This window comes from Allorhizobium sp. Av2 (genome assembly GCF_021462805.2).
Classification (GTDB): Bacteria; Pseudomonadota; Alphaproteobacteria; order Rhizobiales; family Rhizobiaceae; genus Allorhizobium; species Allorhizobium vitis_G.
In genome coordinates, this window is record NZ_CP192696.1 from 1,254,050 (window position 1) to 1,274,663 (window position 20,614).

A 20,614-nucleotide genomic window follows, 5' to 3' on the forward strand; every position below is an offset into this window, starting at 1 on the left:
TCCTGTCGAGAGAAGCCGATAATGATAGGTCGGTTGCGTTCGGTTTCCTCAATGGAATTCAATTTTCCGCCTTCTCATTGAAAAACATTGCTGTTTTTAAAAGTTACCGAGCGTTTGGTCGAGAGTTTGCTGGTCGGCGTTTAAATATGACGGTCGTGAAAACGAGATTTGTCGCGAGGCACCATTGCGGCACAGTTTCAATTTTCGTAATTTGCGACGTCATGAATAATTTTTTCTGCGGCGTGGAACCAATTGAGATGGCGAACATTTCTGTTGCGGTTTTAAACGGTTCAACGGCGTGGCAATCCGATGGGCGCGTATTTTTAACCCGGATGCGCGGCAGACGGATTTCGATCTGGATCTATTTTAAGCTGGCAATCATGCGGGTAAAAAATTTGTCAAAGGCGTGGGCCTTTGGCGAGAGGCGGTCAAGGGAATGTCGGGTGGCTGGGAATCATCGGCGTTTTTTTCACGGAGATCGTATTATGGGGCTTTACGATATTAACCGGCTACTGAATGTGAATGACGATACCTTGGGCGGGCGACTTGCAACTGCGAGGGATTGCGCAGGCATGGATCTCGCCGATTTGGCCTCGATCGCGGGCGTGCCGGTTGCGAAATTGCGCTCATGGGAGGCGGATCGCAGTGAAGCCGATGCCAGAAGTCTTGGATTGGTTGCCGATAGTCTTGGCGTTTGCCGCCAATGGCTGATGACAGGCAACGGGCGCGGTCCAGACGAAGAGGACAATGGCGGCGATGCCGAGGACGACATGCTTTTGGTCATGCGCCGCGAACTTGACCGTTTGACCCATATGTATCAAGAAACCGGCAGCATGATCGAAATCCTGCATCGCAGGATTGGCGATTTGGAGCAGCGATCCAGCCGGTAATGGGTGCCTTTCAGGCGCCAATTACCGCGGCTTTATATGCTGGTCGGCCACTGTCAGGCCGAACACCTTTTCAAATGCTTCTTTGAGATGAATATCTACATCGGCCATCGTCACAGGCAGACCGAGATCGACAAGGCTAGTGATGCCGTAGGCAGAGATGCCGCAGGGTACGATACCGCTGAAATGAGACAAGTCTGGCTCCACATTTAAAGACAGGCCGTGAAAACTGACCCAGCGTCGCAGACGAATGCCGAGAGCGGCGATCTTGTCTTCTGTCACGCTACCGTCCGGCAGGGGTGATTTATCCGGGCGACGAACCCAGACCCCGACCCGATCTTCCCGCCGCTCGCCGCGAATGTTCATCATATCCAGTGTTTTGATAATAACGTCTTCCAGGGCGACGACATAGGCTCGTACGTCCTGGCGGCGACGCTTCAAATCCAGCATGACATAAACGACCCGCTGGCCTGGCCCGTGATAAGTATATTCACCACCACGTCCGGTGGCGAAAACCGGAAAGCGATGCGTGTCGATCAAATCCTTCGGATCGGCACTAGTGCCTGCCGTGTAGATCGGCGGATGTTCCAGCAGCCAGATCAGCTCGTCGGCGGTGCCGTCGGCAATAGCTGCCACTTCCTCCTCCATCACGCGCAACGCATCCTCATAGCCAACAAGTCCGTCGCTGACCCGCCACCGGATCGGCGGATTACCAGGGCTAGCAAGCATGGACTTGTCGAGATCGGAACGAAGCATGAGAAGCTATCCTTAAGCGCGCAGCAGGCCTTCGCCATCGCGTGGGTTGGTTTATACCACCGCCCACCATATGTGGTGCCCGGCGGTATAACGCTTGAAATTCGTCGCATAATTTCCTCTAGGCCGATTTGAGCTAGAAGAATTATGCAATGGTGAAACGACAACGGGCTTGAACGGGCGCCCACGCTGACGTTCGATTTTTGCATGAACCCAATAAGGCCAAGGAGAAGATATCTGCGTATCTTCGCCTTGAAGATATCGGCAAGGAGAACGTGAGCGGTGCTCTCCAGTGGCTCAATCTTATGAGTGCATTCTGCTTATAAGGTTCATTCTGGCAGCGCGCCGCATTTCATCCTGTATTTGGCCCGGTTGGAGAGAGTTTTCAACAGACATATCAAGGCCGTGAAGCGATTTCATAAAAATGTTGCAAGCCGCCCTTGTGTACCCCCGACGCATTTGCTAGATGCAGCCCGTCGACGCAAGTCGGCACTCTACCACGATGCGGTCGTGGCGGAATTGGTAGACGCGCAGCGTTGAGGTCGCTGTGGGGCAACCCGTGGAAGTTCGAGTCTTCTCGACCGCACCAAGAACCCGGCTTTAGGCCGGGTTTTTCTTTTTCGTTCAACAGGTTAAGTTTTGATGTGTCCCACGTCAAAACCATGCGTGGGACATATCGGGCCGGTACAGCGCTTACTGGGTAGTTTTCAGTGCTTTACTGAGCGCCATACACGTCGCTTGTTTTCGCTTCTGATTGGCCGTGTTAAATGTTGAATGGTCGGTACTCCGGACCCGGAAAAGCCGGATTTTTGCTTTACCCTGAAGCTGGTCAAAAATCGGGAAAAATATCGTGACAGACATTACTGCGCAAACGATAAAGAGGGCTGAGGTTCCGTCACAGATTTCGACAAAAGATGCGCTGAAGCAAAAACTTAATGTGATGCATGCCGTGATCCTGCGCGATATACGCAGCCGATTCTTCAATCACGGCTTGGGCTTTTTGATCGTCCCGCTTTTTCCTGTTGGGCATATCTTTTTGCTTCTTTTAATTTACTATGTCGTTGGTAAACATTCCGAGTTTGGCGATGATCTTCAGATATTTTTTGCCACTGGACTGCTTCCAGTAATGACGTTCACATATGTTTCGCGTTTTATGTCAATATCACTGCTTGCCAACAAATCTATGATGGCTTTTCCCGTGGTACGGTTGCTTGATATAATATTAGCTAGGGCTTTTTTGGAATTTATCGGCATTATCATTTCATTTATTTTTATTTATATATATTTAGTTTCTATCGGATCTAACCCAGTCCCAGTTTATCCTTCGGAAGCTTTGCTCGCTTTTCTATTTACGGTAATTTTATCAATTGGATTTGGTATAATAGCGAGTGTTATTTCGGTTATTATGCCCATCTTTCCGATGATTTACTCTCTGCTAATGGTGATTTTTTACATCACGTCTGGTGCTCCAATTTACCTTCATTCATTTCCAGAAGTAGTTGTCTACAGCTGTTCATGGAACCCGGCTTTTCAGGCCGTTGAATGGGTGCGTTCTGCATATTATCTCGGTTACCCAACCGAAGATCTTGATAAACAATATTTTATAGGTGTTGCAATTGGCAGTGTATGCATAGGCCTGCTCCTTGAGCGGTTACTGCGTAGATTTGCACTTGAAGGCTGAGTGTGCGGTAGATACGGCTACCGCTGGCTACAGCCATGCCTCGGACACAGCAAGCCGGTCCATTGCTTGCTGCGCGAGCTTCCAGCGCTCCACGCGGCGGGTATAAATCTCGCTTGTTTTGGCTTCTGAGTGGCCGAGAATGGCCATGATTTCATATTGGCTGCAGCCTTGTTCGGCCAGCAACTCGGCCAGACCTTTGCGCACGCCATGAGCAGAGAGATGGTTCAAGCCTGCATCAATGCACCAACGCTTGAACATGGCCGACATGGAGTCGCCGCTGGCAAAGGGTTTGTTGCCTCGCGCCACGATGTAGGTTTCAGCTATTGTGCCTTGGCTGTGGATCGCGGCCTTCAAGGGCTTGAGCAGGGGGATGGTCACTTCGGATGAGCCCCTCTTTGCAGGCACCCATCGCAGCGCCTCCAGTCCGTCCAGAATGCACTCATGCCTTGGGCCAAGGAATGTAAGGTCTTCGATGCGGCAACCCGTCCAAAGGAGAATGGACATTGCAATGAAAGGCTTGGAACCTGGCTTGTGGTGGGTAAAAAAGCGTTTCACATCCGCTGATTTCCAAGGCGTTGCCCCGTCGCCTTTTTTATAGATCCGGTCAATTCCCTTGGCTGGATTGGTCTTAAGGTGGCCACGCTTGATTGCCCATTCATACATGACGCTGATCGCTTCGATGAAGGCATCCGCTTGGGCGGGCGTGCTGGCCATTTTATCCTGCATTTCGATCAGCTTTGGTTGCGGGATGAGCATAATCCTGTCTGGATCCTCAATCAGCCGGGCCAGCAGGTTTCGTTTCTTCTTCAGCGTTTTTGCGCTGGACAGGCGGGCCTTTACCCTTTGCTCCATGTATTCAAAATAACTGTGCACCAGCCAGCCAATGGACCTGGGCTTGACCGCCTCGGATGCCTTCTTCAAAGGCACAGGCTGTTCTCCATAGCGGGCAAGCGTATATTGGCGGCTGAAATCTTCATCGCCTGGCAGGCAGAAAATGCGAATGCGCTGTTTCGGGTTACCAATCACGCGGACGCGGTAACGAACATTGCCCGAAGGCAATTCTTCCTTGATAAGGCCGGGATAGCTGACTTTCATGACGTCCTACCATTCTTTAAGGTCAAGAGAGGCTGGTTCGACATCGCTTTCAGCGCTGCCAGTAAATCGTATCTCGACCGTGCCGTCATGGATAAGCAGGCGATCTACCATAAGGCCTGCGCGTCGGGCGGCCTTCAAGGCAGCGGCCATGGCATGCTCGCTGGCACGCTTTCTGGCGGGTGGTGTCACCAAAGTCTGATCAGCCTTTCGCATTCTGTTTCTCCTGCGGCTGTGGGTGTGAGATATTGAAAGCCATCGCGCTGCAGCGTTCCCTTCTGTCGCGCTCGGCGCGTGCAACGGCCAGGATGGAGAGGTCAGGAAGGGTGATGCGGCTGCCATCGTCCCTAATCGTGATGTGGGTGCGAATAAATGGAAACTGTTCTGGCAGAACGCCTTTGCGGACCTCAACCTGTCGCTTCTGGGCGAGGCGGCTGTCCCGTTGTGGCTTCTTGGATGCTTCTTTTGGCAGAAACCACAATCCCTTGCGATTGTGGGTGCATCCAAGCCGGCGAAGCCAGCCGCGAACTGAATCGGTAGAGCAGGGGACAGACTTTGCGATCTCGGCTGGCGTTGCGCCATCTCCGATCATGTTTAGTAACTCACGGTCAACTGGCCGGTTGATGTCTTTAATAAATGCCAATTTTAGTGCTCCTTGTCGCTGGAACTGCAAAGCGGGCGCAGATCGGCGTTCGCGGGTTGGGTATCGTCCCGCGTTACATCCAACTCATCTTTGCCTGCTGTTTGATGCACTCAAGCCGCACGGCTTAAATATGCCGCCATCGAATTGATGGTGAACGCAATATTGCCAAATAGGCAATAATCGTCAAGCTCAAATTTGTCTATTTGGCAAATTTATAAAAAATACAAAAAAGCCCAGAAACATCTGGGCCTTTTTATTGCGTGCGATGTCTTGCTACCGCCCTGAGATCATCTTGCGTATGCGCCTATGGCGCTCAGATGGTGCTGCCCTTTTCCATTGACCGCTTCTGATGACCGATTGAATGGAGGCGACCCACACCAACTCGACCCCTCTTATGGGTGGTGCGTTGTGGCTTTCGAGGTCATAAGTTCCGGCTTCTGCACCTTTGTGGACGCGCTTGAGATATCGACGGCCATCCCGCGTTCTGACAGCGGCTTCCCAGCCAAGTACGTCTTCTGGGATGATGCTCTGAGACCAGCAAATTATAATGTCGCCATCATCATATCGCGGCCACATTGAATCGCCGCTGACCTCGAAGGCCAGGGCATCGTCGGGAATGGGAAAAGGTGTCTCGACTTCATGTAGGCCGTCAGGTGGTACCTGCTCTTCATCTGGCAAAATTTCGGCGCCAGCACCAATGCGCCCCATCACAGCTACAACATTCGCTTTCGGTTCATTGCTCTTAATTAGAATCTCTTGAGGCTCGACACCCAAAGCGTGCGCAAAGAGGTTGAGATTTTTGACCGACAGGTTGCGGTCTCCATTCTCTAGCCTCGACACATATGACGTCGATAAGCCAGTCGCTTCCGCTACTTGCTCGATTGTCATACCCCGTTCTTCTCGGAGCGTATTCAGTCTGTTAGGGTATTGTTTGTCCATATGGCAAAAATGCTCAGTTTGAAGCTCCAGCGCCATAGCCAAATAGGCAAAATAACCCTTGACTAAAAATTGCCTATTTGGCAAGTAATGTTACATGGATGCTTTTAGGACGTATTTGGACGAATCCGGTGAGAGGTTGTCGAGCTTTGCGCTCCGTATTGGGCGCGCGCCGAGTACATTGTCACGTGTACTGTCCGGTCAACGTGATCCCAGTATCGATTTGGCCCGGGACATTGAACGCGGCACAGACCAGCGTGTAACTGCCATTCAATTTCTTGAAATTTGCCTCAGCAAACGGAAATCCAGTTGATGACTTGGATAATCTTTTTGCTTGTCTATCCAACAGGCTTCTCCTGGCCATTTGGCGGCTGCCTCCGCGCGGATCGTTATCGTTTTGCATGCGGGCCTCCGTGATTATCTGACGGCCCATTCCTCACATTTTTGATCAATTCCCACCACGGGAAAAACGCCGGAGATTTCCCGGCGCGGGAAAGGTTTTGTCTTATGCAAACAAGCGCTTGGTTTCATCGCATCAAAGCGGCGCAACGTGACCTGATTAGGCTTGCTGGCGGCATCGAGCGGGCGTCTGAGATCTCGTCTGTTTCTCCCAGTCATATCGGCCGGATGAACAATCCGCGTGATACGGACCTGATGCCGATTTCGGTTGTCTATGCCCTGGAGAGCGAATGCGGCCTGCCTCTTGTCACCTCGGCTATGGCGGAATTGAGCGGTCGGCGGTTGACGGACCCGGAAGGCGACCGTGCTGTCGAGCAAAGTGCCATCCTTGCCTATGCCGATATGATGCAGCAGGCCGGTGATCTTTTTTCCGGTGCAGCCATTGCCTTTTCTGATCTCGTTGCGACCCCGGCGGAAGCCACCAAGATGGACCGGGATGCGGCTGCGCTTGAAGCGAAGATTGGCGTGTTCCGCAAGGCGCTTGCCGGTGTGAAAGCGCGGGGCGGGGAAAAATTCGGCCTTCGGGTTGTGGGAGATCAGCCATGATCGACGCAACCTTGACCTCGCTGTTCGAGCGGCCCTTGAGTGCGCGGGCACGGGGCTTCCTGCGCAAGCTCAAAATCCATGGTGGCCAGCTGATCGTGCGTGATGGCCCTGACCGGTTGTTGGCGGATGACTGCCGTGCCTGCGGCTATGTGCTGATCCGTGAGGATCAGAGGACGGTGCTGCTGACCGGTCTCGGTCAGGCCTATCTTGATCGTCTGATGAGGGCGAACTGATGGCCGGTTATGCCTCCATGAAGTTTCCCAAGCCCGGTTCTGCCGGGCTTTCCATTATTGTTGCAGCGAACAAGGTGGCCGGATCATGCACGATGTGAACCGCCAACGTGAAGCCTCGACGGTGAACCGGCTCAAGGGGTCGGCAGAGCGTCTGAATGATGATGTCTGGACGCTGGAAGCGGATCGGGGCGGGTTGCGCCTGGTGGTGCATCGGCTGATGGGTGAGCAGGTGCATATTGCCACCATTCACCCGGCCGCCCTGCATGACGAACGTGACCTGATCTGCGGGGCGCTCGATCATTTGCGCCTGTTCCTCCGTCTTGTGGATCGGGCAGCGATTGCCGTGCGCGATCTGCGGGGTGAGCTGGCGACGCGCAATAGCCAACCAGCGGCCCAACAGCACAAGCCGAACCACTCGGCGCAAGCTTCTATTCTGTTGTCCCACGCGGCCTTCCACCGGTTTCTGAGCGAGGCCAACGGCGGCAGCGTGGTTGACGACAAAGACAGTGCCGACGCGGCTCTGAAGGATCGCCTCGGCATCACCAGCAAAAAACAGATCAATGAAGATGACCGCGTCAGAGCGGCCTGGCTCTCGCTGTTTGGCGAGTACGAGGCGTGGCTGCGCGGCGGGGGTGACGCATGACCGGGCTACTTCCAATCGTAGAGCAGCTTTGCGATTGCCAGACGGACGCGGAGCGGGCCAATTGGCTACTGCGGGTGCCGCAGGGTGTCATTTACCGCGACCATGCCTCGATCCGCATGGTGTTGCGGACGGCCGGATTTCTGGCCGGTGTCGATTATCTCGATGCCGAGTTTGCGGCGATCAATTCCACGCGGAGCGGGCAGGGCTGCTGGCGCGATAGCGTGTTGTTGACCATTGGTGCGGCCAGAGCGGCGATGCTGGACGTGGCGCGCAAAGGCGGTGCGGCATGATGGAGCCTGATCACGGTGCAACCTCGCGGGCATGGTCCTGGCGTCATGCCGTTGCCAAATCCGGCCTGCCGCCGATCACGCGCCTGGTGCTGCATACGCTCGGCCTGAAGATGGATGCAACGGGTGGTTCTTGCTATCCGCCGGTATCCGAACTGGTCGAGCTGTCCGGCCTTGATAAGAAAACAATCCTGAAGCACCTCGACATTGCCGAACAAGCAGGCTGGATCGAAGTCACCCAGCACGGCTTTCGCGGTCAAAAATGGAAGCGAAACGAGTATATCGCCCGCTGGCCGGGCCGCGATCTTGCTGGCCATTCTGCTGTGGGTTCTGTCGCAAATGCGCAAGCTGGTGGAGGAGATACACCACCTTTTGAGGGCGAGATTTTGCCGGAAGGTGGTGGAGCAGCTCCACCGCCTTACGCAGAAAAGGTGGTGGAAATGGCGCCCGAAGGTGGTGGAAATGGTTCCACAAAGGTGGTGGAGCAGCTCCACCAAGATAAGATTCTTCCAGCTAACTCTCCAAACAACTCTCCCACCGCAGGCGCGGGGCGGGGGGAATTTTCGAGAGAGGAATTGCGAAAGATCGATCTCGCCTTCAAGCGCTGGTATCCGACTTGGCCGAATTACGACAAGAGCAGCGACACGGCAGCGAGGAAGGCTTGGTTTGCCCTGACGGCAGATCAGCGAGCGGCCTGCATCGAGAAAACACCGGCCTACATCCAGTGGATCGGCAAAGGCACGTTCACCTTCGCCGCTGTGTTCCTGCGAGACAGGGCTTGGGAAAAAATGCCTGAGGTTGCCCAGGCGGTCCAAACCCATGCCACCGCCAAGGTGTGCGGCAAGCTCTGGATGGGGCGGCGCTTGGAAACGCTGCTTTGCGAGCCAACAGGCCAGTTCGTGTTCACGGCGTTCGACAATCGGCGGCTGGCTTCTGGCGCGATCAGCCGGGAAGCCCTGGTTTGGGAAAAGCGTCGTGAACACGGCTGGCCGCTGGTGAGCCGGATGCGCGACCTTGCTCGGCGCAATGAGCCGTTCGTCACCTCGGTGGACCTGCTGCCGCTGGTCTCTGACTTCGAAAAAGTCGAAAGCAGCAGTACGCTGTTTGCGGCCTGGAAGCGCCTGCATGAACGCCGTGGCTGGATGTTCGTCGAGGGCCTACGTGACTGGAACTATTTCCCGCCCATTGACCCCGATCAGCCCGATCTCGACGCGGCGGTCGAGGCGGCACTCGACCATTTCCAAACCAGCTTGAGCGAGGGACGCACCCATGATGCAGAATAACGGGAAACTTCTGGATGGCGTCTCGGGCGAGGGGCTTTCACGCTTGGCTTACATCAACGCTATCGAGGCCAAGCGCCAGCGACAGGTTGCCATGGCCCGGCGCGACCGGCCTGAGTTCGACCACTTGGCCCGGTGGGTGGTGGCGAGCTGCAAGAGCGGCATGGAAGAGGCGATCCGGGATTCGCTCGAACAGCAGGAAATCGAGTGCTGGTGCCCCTTCGAGCGGTTGAGATTACCTCCCAGACGCGGCAAGCAAGCTGTGGATATCCAGCGGGCGCTGTTTCGAGGCTACCTGTTCGTGCAGGTCATTCCCAACAATGAAGCCTTCGTCGGTCTCATGCTTGCATCGAAGCTTCGTGGGCTGATGGGCACGGATGGCAAGCCGCATCTGATGCCCGAACCATTGATGCGCCAACTGATGCTGTCTGCCAAGAAAGCGGAAAGAAAACATATGGATGGGCGTGATGTTCCACCGATGCCGGATGTGCTGGGCAAGCAGGTGACGATCCGTTCTGGCCCGTTTGCCGACTTCGTGGTGACGGTGCGCAAGGTGCTGTCGAAGCGTGGCCAGGTGGTCGTTGACGTGCCGTTGTTCGGCGGTATGAGCGAAATCACGATGGGGATTGACTTCATTTCGGCCTGAGATTATCGCTTGAAACGTGGAGAGGCGAACAGCGCCTTTCCAACCGAGATGACCGGGGCGTATGATGCTCCCAAGGGATTGATGTTCTCCCCCGGCCTCGCTCTGATCCACGCCAATAGGTGATGCGATTCAGGGCCAGTGCGTAAGCTATGACCATATGAACGATGACAAGGCGGCCGATGGGTCGCCTTTTTGCGTTCTAGGATATGGCGACAGATCAGAGATCAGATGACGCCAAGGGCTGGCGCTCTTGGTACTACACTACGAGGTGGCGAGCCATCCGGGCAATCCAGCTGAAGCGGGAGCCCTATTGCCGGATGTGTAGGCAGCAAGGGAGGCTCAAGAAGGGCTTCGTCTGCGATCACATTGAACGTCATAGCGGCAATGCGGAGAAGTTCTGGAACGGACCTTTCCAGACCTTGTGCAAGAAGCATCACGACGCGACCAAACAGCGGGAAGAACATCGCGGCTTCTCGACAGCCATGGGCGCGAATGGCTGGCCCACCGATCCCAGACACCCGGCGAACCGGACGTGACCCCTCGGACGATGGTCGAGGGCAGGGGGTGGATCAGCCTTGAACCCGATCCGCCTCCCGCACCGGCGTTGGTCATTTCTGTGTAGCGAGCGGAAATTGGAGGGGAAAAGCCACATGGATTTGTTGAAATTCCATATTGGTTTAGCCGAAAGCTGTCTCAACGGCAGGTTCACAACTAAAAAGTCTGCGACCAAATTCTCGCCAATTTTTTCGATATCGCTGAAGATATCATATCAGTCCTGCTTATGGATATAAGTCCCATTGTGTTTAGATGGACTGTAATCTGTAGGCGGACATATTTTTTTACACGATTTAATGGTTGTGCCCTTTTCTTTATCTTTTTCCATGCACCAGTGTGTTTCTACGGCTTTGAATGGCATATTATTTTTAATTTTTGCGTATCTTAAAATGTTGGCGCGATCATCTAACGCTGTTTGCTCTACAAGCATGTATTCCCCGTCAGGGCGATAACTATCGATAAGGTCGCTTCCCATTAGAGATGGACCTATAACATCCTCCACTTCAAATAGATTTATAGCATCAGCAAGTTCTTGAAAAAGCTCCTTCTCAGAGGATGGATTCACGTTGGGGTTTTTAAGGAGCTCTGCATTCGAGAATTCCATGGGAGTCCATTCCCCATTTTTAAAAATCCAGCTATTCGGCCGCAGGTTGCTGGACCAATCTCTTACTTTTGTAGCTCGCGTTATCAAAGAAAATCCATCTTTATCTACTTGATGGTATTCGGCCATAATTTCTCCATTCTCGATCAAATTGTGCTTATGAAGCAAACGAATTCCAACGAATTCGTGTTTCCCGTGCTTCATAATTATCGAAAGCAAAAAATCAATACAGCCGTCTTTTCTGCTGTTAAGCTGAAAATCAGCTTCATCCAAATCGGGAAGAGCATTGTATGCGTTTGCGAGGATGTTGGCATTTTCAAACATATTGGCGCTCCGTTCTTTCTTGTAGGATATACGCAACACTATGTGTCTGCCTTCGCGGCATTGGATAAGATTACTCTATAAAAATTACGATGCAAGATAAGTAAATTTGAATCAGTAGTGCGGCATTCAATATTTATGCGTCACTTCCGGCTGTGTTGTCTTCCAAGTCCACGCGGTAGCGAAATCAAACGGGGGTGACTTTGGCTAAGGACAAATAGCAGCCGCAAGTCCGCTTATGGAATTGTCGTGCATCCTAGTTAGGAACTCCATATGAAAGGCCGCAAGCCCACCTCCGAAAACGTCGTGCCCCTCAAAACCGAGGACGGCCCGGGCGCGAACTTCGAGGCGCGGGCGGCGGCCAAGGCGCGGGAGCTTCGGCCTGATGATCTGCCGTTCGATGTGCGCGCCATCTGGGATCGGATCGCGCCACCGCTGTGTGATCCGCGCAAGAACCGGCTGAATGAAATCAACGTCTACATGTTCGAACAGCTCTGCTGGACGATAGCCCGCCATGAGCGGTTGCGGCTCGATGTTCGCGAAGGCGGGGAAACCTATGAGAGCCAAACCCGCAACGGCACCCAGTTGAAGAGCCGCCCGGAAGTCAGCCAGTTGAATGAGACATGGCGGCAGATCCGGGCGCTGGCGAGTGATTTTGGCATGACGCCGTCTGCCGAACGCGGCTTGCAGGCAACCGGCCAGTTAGGATTTGAGTTCCCGACCGATGATGGATTCGATTGATGTCGAGATCCCGGATGTCAGCTATGACGACGATCCGGTGACCGCCTGGGCGGCGGATGTGGCGCGCGGCGATATCGTTGCCGGTCCCCATGTTCGCAATGCCTGCCGCCGTCACCTGCGCGATCTCATCGACGGCCCGGCCCGTGGCCTGGTCTGGGATCTGGAGACTTCGAACACGCGGATCAAGTGGTTCGGGTCCAAGCTGCGGCTGAATGGCGGGCAATTCGAGGGGCGGCGGTTTCGGCTGCATCCGAGCCAGGCCTTCCGGGTCGGCTCGCTGTTCGGCTGGAAATGGGCCGATACCGGCTTGCGGCGGTTCCGGCGCTTCTATGACGAAGAGGGCAAGGGCAACGGCAAATCGCCGCTTCTGGCCGGGATCGGCATCTGCATGATGGTGGCCGATGGCGAACCCCGTGCCGAGATCTATGCGGCGGCGGCCAAGAAAGACCAGGCGCAGGTGCTGTTTCGGGATGCGGTTGCTATGCGCGATCAGTCACCGGAACTGAGCAGCCGGATTACAACATCAGGCGAAAACCCGGTTTGGCAGCTCACTTATATTAGCAAGGGCGGCGACAAGCGGTTCTTCAAACCGATCTCAGCCGACAAGGCGCAATCGGGTCCGCGTCCGTCTTGTGCTCTGTGTGATGAGGTGCATGAACATCCCAACCGCGATGTCATCGAAATGCTGGAGCGCGGTTTTAAATTCCGCAAACAGCCGTTGTTGGTGATGGCAACCAATTCCGGGTCGGATCGCAAATCGATCTGCTGGGAAGAGCATCAGCACGCGGTCAACGTCGCGGCGGGCATTGTCCAGGACGACACGACATTTGCTTTTGTCTGCTCGCTCGATGAGGGCGATGATTGGGAGAATGATCCGTCCTGCTGGGTGAAGGCAAACCCGCTGCTCGATGTGACGATCACCACGGACTATCTGCATGGGGTCGTTGACCAGGCGCGGATGATGCCCGGCAAACGAAACGGCATTGCCCGCCTGCACTTTTGCGAATGGACACAATCGGTCAATGCGGCAATCAAGCGCGAGGCCTGGATGGCCTGCCAGAAGGATCTCGATCTCGACTGGCTGATAGAGCAAGGTTTTCCCTGCTATGGCGGTCTCGATCTGTCACGCACCCGTGACTTTACCGCGCTGACCCTGATCTGGGTGCTTGACAGTACCAAGGATGCCGAGCGGTTTGCGTCAAAGACCTGGTTCTGGACACCTGCCGATACGCTGGAGGATCGGGCCAATACCGACCAGGCCCCCTATGACCTCTGGCGTGACCAGGGTTTTATCGAGGCGGTGCCCGGCCAGCGGCTCAAATATCCCTGGCTGGCAGAAGCCTTGGCCGAGATCTGCGCAAAGTTCGAACCGACAGAGATCGGCGCCGACCAGTACGGTCTGGAGCAATTGTCCGAGCATTTGGAGGATCAGGGTGTTTCCCTACCGCTGACCATCCACCCACAGGGCTTCCAGCGCCGGGTGCTGGAGCGCGATCCTGACGCACCGGATGGTGAGCAGGATATCTATCTCTGGATGCCGCACAGCATCAACAAGCTTGAGAACGCGCTCTATGAGGCGCGCATCGAGATCGACCCGAACCCGATGCTGGACAGTTGTGCGGCCAGCACCGTCTTTGCAGAAAACCGCACCGGCCATCGGATGTTCGACAAGGAACACGCCTTTGGCCGCATCGACGGCATGGTGTCTTTGGCCATGTCGATGGGCATGGCGATGTGCCGTGTCCGTGCCTCCCAGGCATCCCCATGGGATGACCCGGATTATTCTATAAATCAATAAAGGGGTGGCCTGATGGCATCCAAGAAGGGCAAGGCCGAGCGGCGTTCGACGTCGCTCGAAAGCGAAACCGTGCCGGTCAGCGCCACCAATTTTATGGAATTCTTCGGGCTTGGCGGCGGCGCGCTGCCCACGGTCAATATTGAGACGGCGCTGAAAGTCCCGGCTGTGCAGGCGGCGGTGTCGTTTCTGTCACGGACCCTCGCAACGCTTCCGCTCTATGTCTACCGGACGGGCGAGCGGGGACCGGTGCGGCTCGGCGGCAAGCTCGCTGTCGTTCTGGAGGAAAACCCGAACGACGAAATGGACACCTCGAAGTTCCGGCGCTTCTTCTGGGAACAGGTGTTTACCGGCGGGCGGGGGCTGGCTTGGATCGAACGCAAGGGCGCGGGTGTCGAGGCTCTCTGGCCGATTGATCCGGGCAGTTGTTCGATCAGGCGGCGCGGCGGGCGGCTATTCTACAGTTTCGAGGGCAGGGAATACCCAGCCACCGACGTGATCGACATCCCCTATATGCTGAAGCGTAATCTGGTCCAGCATCGCGGCCCGATTGCCATGGCGGAAAAGGCCATCCAACTGGCCTTGGCCATGAACGACTATGCCTCGAACTTCTTTGCCGGCGGCGGCGTTCCGCCCTTGGCGCTGGAAGGGCCGATGCCCGCCAATGACAAGGCCATGCAGCGGGCGCGAGAAGACATCAAGCGGGCGGTGAAAGCGGCGCGGGACGATCAGCTTCCGCTGATCCAGTTGCCGGTCGGCTATAAGCTGACCCAAGTGGGTTACGACCCGGCCAAGGGGCAGATGACCGAGGCCCGGCTCTACCAGGTGCAGGAGATTGCCCGCGCCTATCAGATCCCGCCGAACTTCCTTCAGGACTTGAGCCGGGCAACCTTCTCCAATGTCGAGCAGAACGACCTCTATCTGGTCAAGCATCTGGTTAGCCAATGGGCGACGGCGCTCGAAGGGGAAATGAACCTGAAGATTTTTGGCCGAATGAACACCCGCCGTTATGTCCGTCACAACCTCGACGGCCTGATGCGCGGTGACTTCAAGAGCCGCCTGGAAGCCTTGGCAACCGGCGTCAACTCGGCGCTGCTGACCCCGAACGAGGGCCGGGAGATTGAAGGCCGTCCGCGCGATCCGAACCCGGCTGCCGACCAACTCTACATCCAGGGCGCAACCGTTGCCATCGGCACCAGTGCCAACGGCACAAACGCGATGGGCGAGAATGGCGACCCGCCGCTCAATCATCCCGCAGCAGACACAGAAAGGCAGGTGACCGATGACACCGAAACCGAAGCCGGGTGAGCGTGAGCGCCGCTCGTTGGTGCTGCCGGTGGAAGCGCGGGGCGATGGTGAGCGAATGACGGTGGCCGGTTATGCCGCCAATTTTGGTGACGTCACCACCATCGCCGGGGTGTTCGAGGAAAGCATCGCACCGGGCGCCTTTGCCCGGTCGCTGCGATCTGACGACATCCGCGCCTTCTATGACCATGACACGGCCCATGTGCTGGGTCGCAACCGTGCGGGAACGCTGCGGCTGTCGGAGGATGCCAAGGGCCTGGCTGTCGAGATCGATCTTCCCGACACCACGGTCGGACGCGATGTCCGCACGCTGATTGCCCGGGGCGACGTGTCAGGCATGTCGTTCGGCTTTGAGGCGGTTGGCGAGGAATGGGATTTTTCCAGATCCATGCCGCGCCGGACGCTGACCGATCTCAATCTGTTCGAAGTCTCCATCGTCTCTATCCCGGCCTATGCCGGCACCTCGATTGCGCTGCGGTCGCTTGAACACGCCCGTGGCGACACCCGTTCTCATCACACCCGGTCTCATGGGCTGGCCACGCGCCTGCGCCTGAAAATCGGCCTCGACCTGACGCGGCGCTCGTAAGACCCGCGTCCCCACCATCCCACTCTCCCCCCACACTCAGGAGTATGACTATGTCGCAAAGACTGAAAGAATTGCGCGAAAAGCAGGCGCGCCTTGTCACTGAGGCCCGCGAACGTCTGGAGGCGATTACGCCTGACACCGATGAGGTTCGGTCCAAGGAACTGGAAAGCGCCCATGATACGGCGATGGCCGAATATGATCGGCTGCAAGGGCTTCTCGACCGCGAGGAAAAGCTGATCGAGCTGGAAAAGCGCGATGAAGAGCGCCGCGCAAAACAGCGTCCGCTGCGCGATACCCCGGAAATGCGCGGCGACGATCTGCCCCAGGGTGGCAAGGTCGAATATCGCAGCGTGTTTGCCAAGGTGGTCTGCGGTGTCAATCCGTCCGATCTGACCAAGGAAGAGCGCGCAGTTCTTCAGCGCGGCGTTGCCTCGTTTGAGACCCGCGATCAGGTGACAACCAGTGCAGTTGCGGGTGGCTATACCGTACCGGTCGAGCTGGAAGCCACGATCATCCAGGCGATGAAAGCCTGGGGCCCGCTCTATGACGAAAACATCTGCACGGTGATCACCACGTCGAAGGGCAACGAAATGCTGGTGCCGACCGTTGACGATACCGACAATGAGGCCGATCCTCTGGCCGAGGCGGCGGATCTTCTGGAAGACGGCAGCGGCGATGTCGAGTTCGGACAGAAGGTGCTGAACGCCTATGTCTATGCCACGCCGTTCATCAAATGGTCCTTCGAGCTGGATGCGGATTCGCTGTTCAACATGGAATCCTTGCTCGGCGGGATGATCGGTGAGCGGCTTGGCCGGATCGGCAATCGCAAGCTCACCACTGGAACCGGCCAGAACCAGCCGAACGGCGTGGTCAACGCGGCGGGCCTTGGCGTTACCACAACTGCCAAGGATGCCTTCACCTTCGACGATATCCTTGAACTGGAGCATTCCATTGACCCGGCGTATCGTGGCTCGCCCAAATGCCGGTACATGTTCCATGACAAGTTCCTGCTGGCCACCCGCCGGCTGAAGGACGGCAACGGCAATTATCTCTGGCAGCAGGGCGACGTGCAGAAGGGCGCTCCGGCCAGCTTCAACGGCCGACCCTATTCCATCAACCAGCATATGGATGAAGTGGCGGCCGACAAGCGGATCGCGCTGTTTGGTGACTTCTCCAAATATTATGTCCGTAAGGTCGGCTCGCCCGTGATCGGTGTGCTGCGCGAACGCTTCTGGCCGAAGGTCGGCATTGCCGGCCTAATCCGCTTCGACGGTGAGCTGGGTGACGCAAACGCCATCAAGGCCATGAAGACCGCCGCCTGATCGGCGCCTGGTCACGGTCGGCGCAAAGAGCGCCGGCCGGTTTCCTGATTGGAGAACAGCCATGAAAATCAAAATGCTGACCGGTGCTGTCGGGGCCGACTTTGTTCTTAACAGGGGTGAAGTGACCGACCGTTACGAGATCCCGGAAGCGCGCCGGCTGGTCGAAGCCGGCCTTGCTGAGTTTGTCGTTGACCCCGAGGGCGATGAGCTTGGCAAATTGCGCGCCGAACTGATGATGCTGCGCAACCGTCATGCCGCGACGGTGGCTGCTCTTGCAGCGGCGACCAAGCCGGCGCAAGGCGATGGCGCATGAGCTGGTATGCCGCGACAGTCACGGCGAAAGCGGACGATCTGCCGGTCACGGTCGCGACCATCAAAGAGCGCTGCGGCATCGATACCGCCCATGATGACGCGATCCTACAAATGATGATCGAAGAAGTCGTCGCGGTTGTCGAGCAGACCTGCAATCTGTCGGTCTCCCCGAAAACCCTGGTGGCACAATGCGACAGCTGGGCCGATCTGGAGCGCCTGCCGGATGGACCGGTGAAGCCGGGAAGTAAGCTCATCATCACCTACACATCGCCGGATGGTGGGGAAGTTGTCCTCGATCCCTCGCTGTATCGGCTCAAATCCGATGGGCTGACGCTCGGCCTGGTTCCTATCCTATCCTGGCCGCAGGCACATCGCGGAGCGCCTGTGACCGTCACCTATGAGGTCGGGTTTGTCGAGCTGCCCTTTGATCTTCGCCTCGGCATCATCATGCGCGTGGCTGAGATTTACGGCAAGCCGGAAAGCAGCGCGGCGGATGTGGTGACCGACTTCGACCGGCTGCTGGTCAATTGGCGGCGGGGTGCGTGATGCGGGTCCAGTTCCTGGAAGACTTTGACTTCAAACCCACCCGCGCCACCACGATTGCTTACCGCGCCGGCATGGAAGTGACTGTGCTGAAACGCTGCGGAGAACGGGCCGTGGCGGCTGGAAAGGCGGTGGAACTGCCCAAGCCACCGCGAACAATTGCAGGAGGGGCGGATGGCGAGCAAGAGAACGACGGGTGACCTGAAACACTTTGTCATCTTCGAGCAGCGTGAAGAGATCGACCGGGGCGATGGTGTCACCGTCGCATCATGGGCTGAGCGCTATCGTTGCCGTGCGGGTTTTGTCCATCTTCGTGGTGGCGAGACCGTGATGGCGGATCGGCTGCAAGGCGAGCATTCGCAGGTGATTTTTGTGCGCGATTGCAGCGAGGCGAGGGAGGTCGAGACCGACTGGCGCATCCGGGATCTGGATACGCAGCTCACCTTCAATGTCCGGGACATCACTCCGGGCGAATGGACCGACAAGGACCGGCGCTGGATCGATTTCCTCTGCCAGAGTGGTGGGGTGGCCGGGTGAGCAAAATCCTCAATTTGGCAAAACTGGACAGAAAACTAAAGCGTCTGCCCGACATGGCCAAAGCCGAAATCAAAGCCGGTATGGAAGCGGCGGCCGACAGCGTCGTCGCCATGATGAAAAATCTTGTTGCAATCGATGACGGTGTCTTGCGCGATAGCATCGGCTGGACCTGGGGCAAGGTGCCGAAAGGGTCGGGCATTGTGGCAGCGGTCAAATCGCAGATGGGCAATGATCTCTCGATCACCATCTATGCCGGCAGCACCGAGGCCTATTATGCCCGCTGGGTGGAATATGGCACGGCACCCCACAAGAACGGCGGCATGTATGCCGGATCAGAAAACTCCGGCACCAGGGCGCGGCCGTTCTTCTATGTGTCCTGGCGGGCCAGCAAAAAGTCAGCCAAGCGGGCGGTGCGCAAAGCCGTCCGAACCGCAGCGCGAAAGGTGGCGGCGTCATGAGCGAAGATGCGGCCCATGAATTGCAGGTGGCGATTGTTACCTGCCTGAAAGCCGATGCTGATGTGACTGCCTTGATTGCCGGCCGCGTCTATGACCGGGTGCCGCAGGGTGTGAGCCTGCCTTATGTCTCCTTCGGTCCCACCCAGGAACTGCCCGAAGATGCTGATGGGCTGGACCTGTCCGACCTGTTCATCCAGTTGAGTGTCTGGTCGGACGATCCCGGCTATGCCGAGGGGCGGCGGATTGCCAAGGCGGTCGTTGCGGCGCTGTCCGGCGATACGCTGTCCCTCAATGACAATGCGCTTGCCTATCTCGAACTGGATGGCCGGCGCGATCTGCGCGACCCGGATGGATTGACCACGCATATCGCTTTGACCTTCCGGGCCGGCATCGAAAATCACTGAAACTTTTCTAAAATCAGGAGGCCATCATGGCACAAGCAACCACCATGCGTGGCGGGAAGATCCGTGTTCTGCTCGGAAATTCCGCCACCCCAACAGTCTATTCCGCGCCTTGCGGCTTTACCCAGCGGTCAGTTTCGCTCGACAAGGGCCTGGAAGAAAGCTCTATCCCTGACTGCGATGATCCCGATACCGTCGATTGGATTGGCCGTGATGCCTCGTCGCTTTCCATGTCGATCTCAGGCGAGGGGGTGTTGGCGCAGGAAAGCGTCGAGACATGGCTCGATGCCTGGGAAGACATTGACAGCATTCCGGTCAAGGTCGAATGGGAATTCCCGGCCAAGACCATCACCTGGACGGGCCGCATGCATGTCGAGAAGTTCGAAGGTGCTGGCGACAACGGCAAACGCGCCACGGCCAGCATCTCGATGCAGAGCGACGGCAAGATGACCCGCGTGGTTGCCCAGAAATGAGGAACGCGGAACTGACAATGCCTTGGGCGGATGGTGATTACTCCTTCCGCCTCGGCTGGGGTGAGTTGGAAGGATTGCAGGAGGCCTGCGATGCCGGGCCGTATATGATCCTCGACCGGCTCCAGACCAGCACCTGGCGCGTGGGGGACATCTCCCATGTGATCCGTTTCGGGCTGATCGGCGGCGGCAAGACCCCGGTCGAGGCGCTCACCCTGGTGCGCAAATGGGTTGAGGCTCGCCCGCCCGCTGAAAATCTGTTGTTTGCCCAGGCGATCCTGACAGCTGGCATCGTCGGCGCGCCGGATGAAAAGCCGGGGGAGGCCGACGCGGCAAATCAAAAGGGGGCGATGCCCTCGACGACCTTCCCAAAGGAAAGTTGAGATTTGCCGCGATTTACGGCAATGGCGCGGCCATGGGATTTACCCCACAATCCGTCCGCGCCATGTCCATGTTCCAGTTCTTCGCGGCGGTCGATGGCTGGATGAAGGCCAATGTCCCGGAAGAGGAAAATGCGCTATCTGATAGAGAGCGGGATGAGCTTTGGGAGTTTGTTAGTCGTTGATGTTGGTGCAGTCCGA

Annotated in this window: 29 protein-coding genes and 1 tRNA gene; 23 read left to right on the plus strand and 7 right to left on the minus strand. The window is 56.7% G+C overall.

The features are described 5' to 3' along the window. Nucleotides 1–146 precede the first annotated feature (146 nt). Nucleotides 147–890 carry a helix-turn-helix domain-containing protein gene (locus tag FS819_RS06020; RefSeq protein ID WP_156550639.1) on the plus strand — a complete coding sequence of 248 codons (744 nt, stop codon included), beginning with the start codon at nt 147–149 and terminating at the stop codon, nt 888–890. Nucleotides 891–911: 21 nt separating this feature from the next. Here FS819_RS06020 and lipB read toward each other — a convergent pair whose 3' ends face one another. Beyond that, nucleotides 912–1,643, minus strand: coding sequence for a lipoyl(octanoyl) transferase LipB (lipB, locus tag FS819_RS06025; protein WP_156550638.1), 732 nt, complete (start codon nt 1,641–1,643; stop codon nt 912–914). A gap of 501 nt (nt 1,644–2,144) precedes the next feature. Between lipB and FS819_RS06030 the strand changes: the two genes are divergently transcribed. Both FS819_RS06030 and FS819_RS06035 read left to right on the plus strand, forming a co-directional pair. Beyond that, nucleotides 2,145–2,229: transfer RNA gene (locus FS819_RS06030), tRNA-Leu, on the plus strand. A gap of 261 nt (nt 2,230–2,490) precedes the next feature. Then, nucleotides 2,491–3,321 (plus strand): ABC transporter permease, encoded by an 831-nt coding sequence (locus FS819_RS06035; RefSeq protein WP_156550637.1) that lies wholly within the window; start codon nt 2,491–2,493, stop codon nt 3,319–3,321. Nucleotides 3,322–3,348: 27 nt separating this feature from the next. Here the strand turns inward: FS819_RS06035 and FS819_RS06040 are convergent, their stop codons facing one another. The 5 genes from FS819_RS06040 to FS819_RS06060 all read right to left on the minus strand — a co-directional run bounded on the left by FS819_RS06040 (nt 3,349) and on the right by FS819_RS06060 (nt 6,395). Then, nucleotides 3,349–4,416 carry a tyrosine-type recombinase/integrase gene (locus FS819_RS06040; protein WP_234889389.1) on the minus strand — a complete coding sequence of 356 codons (1,068 nt, stop codon included), beginning with the start codon at nt 4,414–4,416 and terminating at the stop codon, nt 3,349–3,351. Between the two features lie 6 nt (nt 4,417–4,422). Continuing rightward, nucleotides 4,423–4,629, minus strand: a complete 207-nt coding sequence (locus FS819_RS06045; protein ID WP_156538158.1) for a hypothetical protein — start codon at nt 4,627–4,629, stop codon at nt 4,423–4,425. After that, nucleotides 4,616–5,056 carry a hypothetical protein gene (locus FS819_RS06050; RefSeq protein WP_156550636.1) on the minus strand — a complete coding sequence of 147 codons (441 nt, stop codon included), beginning with the start codon at nt 5,054–5,056 and terminating at the stop codon, nt 4,616–4,618. Before FS819_RS06050 ends, FS819_RS06045 begins: the two co-directional genes overlap by 14 nt. 273 nt (nt 5,057–5,329) lie before the next feature. Continuing rightward, a complete protein-coding gene (locus FS819_RS06055) occupies nt 5,330–5,944 on the minus strand; it encodes an XRE family transcriptional regulator (RefSeq protein ID WP_234624887.1) in 615 nt (204 codons plus the stop codon). A 232-nt stretch (nt 5,945–6,176) separates the two neighbouring features. Beyond that, a complete protein-coding gene (locus FS819_RS06060) occupies nt 6,177–6,395 on the minus strand; it encodes a hypothetical protein (RefSeq protein WP_156538156.1) in 219 nt (72 codons plus the stop codon). Between the two features lie 104 nt (nt 6,396–6,499). Here FS819_RS06060 and FS819_RS06065 point away from each other — a divergent pair, with 104 nt between their 5' ends. From FS819_RS06065 to FS819_RS06090, 6 genes are all read left to right on the plus strand, one after another. After that, a complete protein-coding gene (locus tag FS819_RS06065; protein ID WP_087727840.1) occupies nt 6,500–6,997 on the plus strand; it encodes a hypothetical protein in 498 nt (165 codons plus the stop codon). Continuing rightward, complete coding sequence (locus FS819_RS06070; protein ID WP_156550635.1) at nt 6,994–7,230, plus strand: hypothetical protein; 237 nt, start codon at nt 6,994–6,996, stop codon at nt 7,228–7,230. Before FS819_RS06065 ends, FS819_RS06070 begins: the two co-directional genes overlap by 4 nt. An 85-nt stretch (nt 7,231–7,315) precedes the next feature. Continuing rightward, the gene (locus FS819_RS06075) at nt 7,316–7,873 is read left to right on the plus strand and encodes a hypothetical protein (protein WP_498724354.1); all 558 of its coding nucleotides are present in this window, start codon (nt 7,316–7,318) and stop codon (nt 7,871–7,873) included. Further along, a complete protein-coding gene (locus FS819_RS06080) occupies nt 7,870–8,163 on the plus strand; it encodes a hypothetical protein (protein WP_087727843.1) in 294 nt (97 codons plus the stop codon). Before FS819_RS06075 ends, FS819_RS06080 begins: the two co-directional genes overlap by 4 nt. Next, nucleotides 8,160–9,443, plus strand: coding sequence for a helix-turn-helix domain-containing protein (locus FS819_RS06085; protein ID WP_156629904.1), 1,284 nt, complete (start codon nt 8,160–8,162; stop codon nt 9,441–9,443). The genes FS819_RS06080 and FS819_RS06085 overlap by 4 nt, the downstream gene beginning before the upstream one ends. Next, nucleotides 9,430–10,086, plus strand: coding sequence for a transcription termination/antitermination NusG family protein (locus FS819_RS06090; protein ID WP_156546125.1), 657 nt, complete (start codon nt 9,430–9,432; stop codon nt 10,084–10,086). Before FS819_RS06085 ends, FS819_RS06090 begins: the two co-directional genes overlap by 14 nt. Nucleotides 10,087–10,855: 769 nt before the next feature. Here the strand turns inward: FS819_RS06090 and FS819_RS06095 are convergent. After that, on the minus strand, nt 10,856–11,566 hold the full coding sequence (locus FS819_RS06095) for a hypothetical protein (protein ID WP_156546122.1): 711 nt from the start codon (nt 11,564–11,566) through the stop codon (nt 10,856–10,858). A gap of 270 nt (nt 11,567–11,836) precedes the next feature. On the opposite strand from FS819_RS06095, the gene FS819_RS06100 reads away from it, so the two are divergent. The 14 genes from FS819_RS06100 to FS819_RS06165 all read left to right on the plus strand — a co-directional run bounded on the left by FS819_RS06100 (nt 11,837) and on the right by FS819_RS06165 (nt 20,598). Then, nucleotides 11,837–12,304, plus strand: a complete 468-nt coding sequence (locus FS819_RS06100; RefSeq protein WP_498724355.1) for a P27 family phage terminase small subunit — start codon at nt 11,837–11,839, stop codon at nt 12,302–12,304. Next, nucleotides 12,288–14,102, plus strand: a complete 1,815-nt coding sequence (locus FS819_RS06105) for a terminase large subunit (RefSeq protein ID WP_156551611.1) — start codon at nt 12,288–12,290, stop codon at nt 14,100–14,102. The genes FS819_RS06100 and FS819_RS06105 overlap by 17 nt, the downstream gene beginning before the upstream one ends. Nucleotides 14,103–14,114: 12 nt before the next feature. After that, nucleotides 14,115–15,407 (plus strand): phage portal protein, encoded by a 1,293-nt coding sequence (locus tag FS819_RS06110; RefSeq protein WP_156551610.1) that lies wholly within the window; start codon nt 14,115–14,117, stop codon nt 15,405–15,407. After that, entirely contained in the window at nt 15,382–15,990 is a 609-nt protein-coding gene (locus tag FS819_RS06115; RefSeq protein WP_156538146.1) for an HK97 family phage prohead protease, read from the plus strand. Before FS819_RS06110 ends, FS819_RS06115 begins: the two co-directional genes overlap by 26 nt. 50 nt (nt 15,991–16,040) lie before the next feature. Next, the gene (locus FS819_RS06120; RefSeq protein ID WP_234625158.1) at nt 16,041–17,312 is read left to right on the plus strand and encodes a phage major capsid protein; all 1,272 of its coding nucleotides are present in this window, start codon (nt 16,041–16,043) and stop codon (nt 17,310–17,312) included. Nucleotides 17,313–17,373: 61 nt separating this feature from the next. After that, nucleotides 17,374–17,625: a hypothetical protein gene (locus FS819_RS06125; protein ID WP_070165027.1), complete on the plus strand. Its 252-nt coding sequence runs from the start codon at nt 17,374–17,376 to the stop codon at nt 17,623–17,625. Continuing rightward, nucleotides 17,622–18,170 carry a head-tail connector protein gene (locus FS819_RS06130; protein WP_156551608.1) on the plus strand — a complete coding sequence of 183 codons (549 nt, stop codon included), beginning with the start codon at nt 17,622–17,624 and terminating at the stop codon, nt 18,168–18,170. The genes FS819_RS06125 and FS819_RS06130 overlap by 4 nt, the downstream gene beginning before the upstream one ends. Further along, entirely contained in the window at nt 18,170–18,367 is a 198-nt protein-coding gene (locus FS819_RS06135) for a hypothetical protein (protein ID WP_156551607.1), read from the plus strand. The genes FS819_RS06130 and FS819_RS06135 overlap by 1 nt, the downstream gene beginning before the upstream one ends. After that, nucleotides 18,342–18,704, plus strand: coding sequence for a head-tail adaptor protein (locus tag FS819_RS06140; protein WP_156551606.1), 363 nt, complete (start codon nt 18,342–18,344; stop codon nt 18,702–18,704). Before FS819_RS06135 ends, FS819_RS06140 begins: the two co-directional genes overlap by 26 nt. Beyond that, on the plus strand, nt 18,701–19,162 hold the full coding sequence (locus tag FS819_RS06145; protein WP_234625157.1) for an HK97 gp10 family phage protein: 462 nt from the start codon (nt 18,701–18,703) through the stop codon (nt 19,160–19,162). Before FS819_RS06140 ends, FS819_RS06145 begins: the two co-directional genes overlap by 4 nt. Then, a complete protein-coding gene (locus FS819_RS06150; protein WP_156551604.1) occupies nt 19,159–19,566 on the plus strand; it encodes a DUF3168 domain-containing protein in 408 nt (135 codons plus the stop codon). Before FS819_RS06145 ends, FS819_RS06150 begins: the two co-directional genes overlap by 4 nt. A gap of 26 nt (nt 19,567–19,592) precedes the next feature. Beyond that, on the plus strand, nt 19,593–20,036 hold the full coding sequence (locus FS819_RS06155; protein ID WP_156551603.1) for a phage tail tube protein: 444 nt from the start codon (nt 19,593–19,595) through the stop codon (nt 20,034–20,036). A 17-nt stretch (nt 20,037–20,053) separates the two neighbouring features. Then, entirely contained in the window at nt 20,054–20,416 is a 363-nt protein-coding gene (locus FS819_RS06160; protein ID WP_234625160.1) for a gene transfer agent family protein, read from the plus strand. Continuing rightward, entirely contained in the window at nt 20,413–20,598 is a 186-nt protein-coding gene (locus FS819_RS06165; protein ID WP_156547895.1) for a hypothetical protein, read from the plus strand. Before FS819_RS06160 ends, FS819_RS06165 begins: the two co-directional genes overlap by 4 nt. Nucleotides 20,599–20,614 lie beyond the last annotated feature (16 nt).